This window comes from Arthrobacter sp. NPDC056493, from assembly GCF_042795115.1.
Lineage (GTDB): Bacteria > Actinomycetota > Actinomycetes > Actinomycetales > Micrococcaceae > Arthrobacter.
The window spans coordinates 12,943-15,182 of the sequence record NZ_JBHTSL010000045.1; the positions used below are offsets into that span (position 1 = coordinate 12,943).

General features: G+C 67.5%; 3 protein-coding genes. All 3 read left to right on the forward strand.

Going from position 1 to position 2,240, the window contains the following annotated elements; translation table 11 throughout:
* The first annotated feature begins 144 nt into the window (after window positions 1–144).
* Genes ACFQ50_RS17015 through ACFQ50_RS17025 form a run of 3 tightly spaced genes read left to right on the forward strand, consistent with a single transcriptional unit; the run spans window position 145 to window position 2,231 of the window.
* Complete coding sequence (locus tag ACFQ50_RS17015) at window positions 145–1,272, forward strand: cupin domain-containing protein (RefSeq protein WP_377996821.1); 1,128 nt, start codon at window positions 145–147, stop codon at window positions 1,270–1,272.
* A complete protein-coding gene (locus ACFQ50_RS17020; RefSeq protein ID WP_377996822.1) occupies window positions 1,273–2,097 on the forward strand; it encodes a fumarylacetoacetate hydrolase family protein in 825 nt (274 codons plus the stop codon).
* Window positions 2,097–2,231, forward strand: a complete 135-nt coding sequence (locus ACFQ50_RS17025; protein WP_377996823.1) for a hypothetical protein — start codon at window positions 2,097–2,099, stop codon at window positions 2,229–2,231. Before ACFQ50_RS17020 ends, ACFQ50_RS17025 begins: the two co-directional genes overlap by 1 nt.
* Window positions 2,232–2,240: the final 9 nt, after the last annotated feature.

Consider the following 2,240-nt stretch of genomic DNA (forward strand, 5'->3'; position numbering starts at 1 on the left):
TTTTGGCCGATCACACCTACACCAACTGCGAGCCAGTTGGGCCACGGAATTCTGCCTGCCAGAATATGCTGTGGTTCACAAACACGCTGTCCCTAATCTCGGTACTACGCCCAGACTTCATCCATACCCACCGAGGAGGCCGCCGTGTCCATCAGCGCCGGGACCACGACCCACGAATCAGTTGCCGCCGCCCAGGTGGTCCCGGAGCCCACGCCGGAGGAGGCCCTGCAGCTGGAGCAGCTGTACCGCGACTTCGCGCAGGAGAACCTGATCCCCCTGTGGACCGAGATCGGTGACCTGATGCCGATGGTTCCCTCGCCCAAGGCCCGGCCCCATGTGTGGCGCTGGAGCGACCTCTACCCCCTGGCTGCCCGCGCCGGTGACCTGGTCCCGGTCGGGCGGGGCGGCGAGCGGCGGGCCATCGCCCTTGCCAACCCCGGCCTTGCCGGTACCCCGTACGCGACGCCGACGCTGTGGGCCGCGATCCAGTACCTTGGCGCGCACGAAACCGCGCCGGAACACCGCCACTCCCAAAACGCCTTCCGGTTCGTCGTCGAGGGCGAAGGGGTCTGGACAGTGGTGAACGGGGACCCGGTGGCGATGCGCCGCGGCGACTTCCTGCTGACTCCCGGCTGGAATTTCCACGGCCACCACAACGACACCGACCAGCCGATGGCGTGGATCGACGGCCTGGATATCCCGTTCGTGCACTACGCCGACGCCGGGTTCTTCGAGTTCGGCACCGAGCGCGTCACCGACGAGGCCACCCCGGACATTTCGCGTTCCGAGCGGCTCTGGGCCCACCCCGGCCTGCGCCCGCTGTCCGGCCTGGACAACACGACCAACTCCCCCATCGCCGCGTACCGCTGGGAATACACCGACCGGGCACTGCGCGAGCAGCTGCTGCTCGAGGACGAGGGCCACCCGGCCACCGTCTCCCAGGGCCACGCAGCGATCCGGTACTCCAACCCCACCACGGGCGGGGACGTGATGCCCACCATCCGCGCCGAATTCCACCGGCTCCGCGCCGGCGCCACCACCGAGCCCCTCCGCGAGGTCGGCTCCAGCGTCTGGCAGGTCTTCGAAGGCACCGGCAGCGTCCTGCTCAACGGCGAACGCAAGGAACTGGCCAAGGGCGACCTGTTCGTGGTCCCGTCCTGGCAGGAATGGTCCCTCGAAGCAGACAGCGAGTTCGACCTGTTCCGCTTCAGCGACGCCCCCATCTTTGAACGGCTGAACTTCAGCCGCACCTACACCGAAGGACGCAAGTAAATGAGACTCCTCACCCTCCGCACTGCTGATGGAACCGTGGCAGTCCGCCAGGACGGCGGCACCCTGACGGAGATCGACGGCTTCGCCGACGTCGGCGAGCTGCTCCGCAGCGATAACTGGGAAGAAAAGGCGAAGGCGGCCAACGGCGCAACGCACGCGCTCGACGGCGCCGACCTGGCCGCCGTCGTGCCTTCCCCGGGCAAGATCATCTGCGTGGGCCACAACTACCGGAACCACATCAAGGAGATGGGCCGGGAAATCCCGGACCATCCCACGCTGTTCGCCAAGTACCGGGAGTCCCTGATCGGCCCGAACGACGACCTGGCACTGCCGCAGGAATCCGACACGGTGGACTGGGAAGCCGAGCTCGCCGTCGTCATCGGCAAGAAGGGCCGGCGGATCAGCGAAGCCGACGCCGCGAACCACATCGCCGGCTACTCGGTCCTGAACGACATCAGCATGCGCGACTACCAGTTCCGCACCGTGCAATGGCTGCAGGGCAAGACCTGGGAAAACTCCACCCCGTTCGGCCCGGCCCTGGTCACCAAGGACGAGTTCACCGTTGGGCCGCTGATGACCTCGGCCGTCGACGGCGAGGTCCAGCAGAGCACCCCCACAGGCGACCTCGTCTTCACCCCGGAGTTCCTGGTCGCCTACATCTCCACAATCATCACGCTGAACCCCGGCGATGTGATCGCCACCGGCACCCCCGGCGGCGTGGGCCACGCCCAGGACCCCAAGCGCTACCTGCAGGAAGGCCAGGTCCTGGTCACCACCATCGAGGGCCTGGGCCAGCTGACCAACCGCGTGGTCAAGGAGGCCTGATGGCCGCCCGGCACGACCTCGCCACCGACCCGGGCCTGCAGGAAGAACTCCTGCAGGCCCGGCGGGGCCCCCCGGTCTTCGCCCGCAAACTCAACGAGCTCACCCAGGTGGGGCTCGGCGGCGGTGTCGTTTAAACAACAGAC

Bases quoted from the DNA above. Each gene is read 5' to 3' on its own strand.
- ACFQ50_RS17025 (WP_377996823.1), top strand. From the start codon at position 2,097: ATGGCCGCCCGGCACGACCTCGCCACCGACCCGGGCCTGCAGGAAGAA.
- ACFQ50_RS17020 (WP_377996822.1), top strand. From the start codon at position 1,273: ATGAGACTCCTCACCCTCCGCACTGCTGATGGAACCGTGGCAGTCCGC.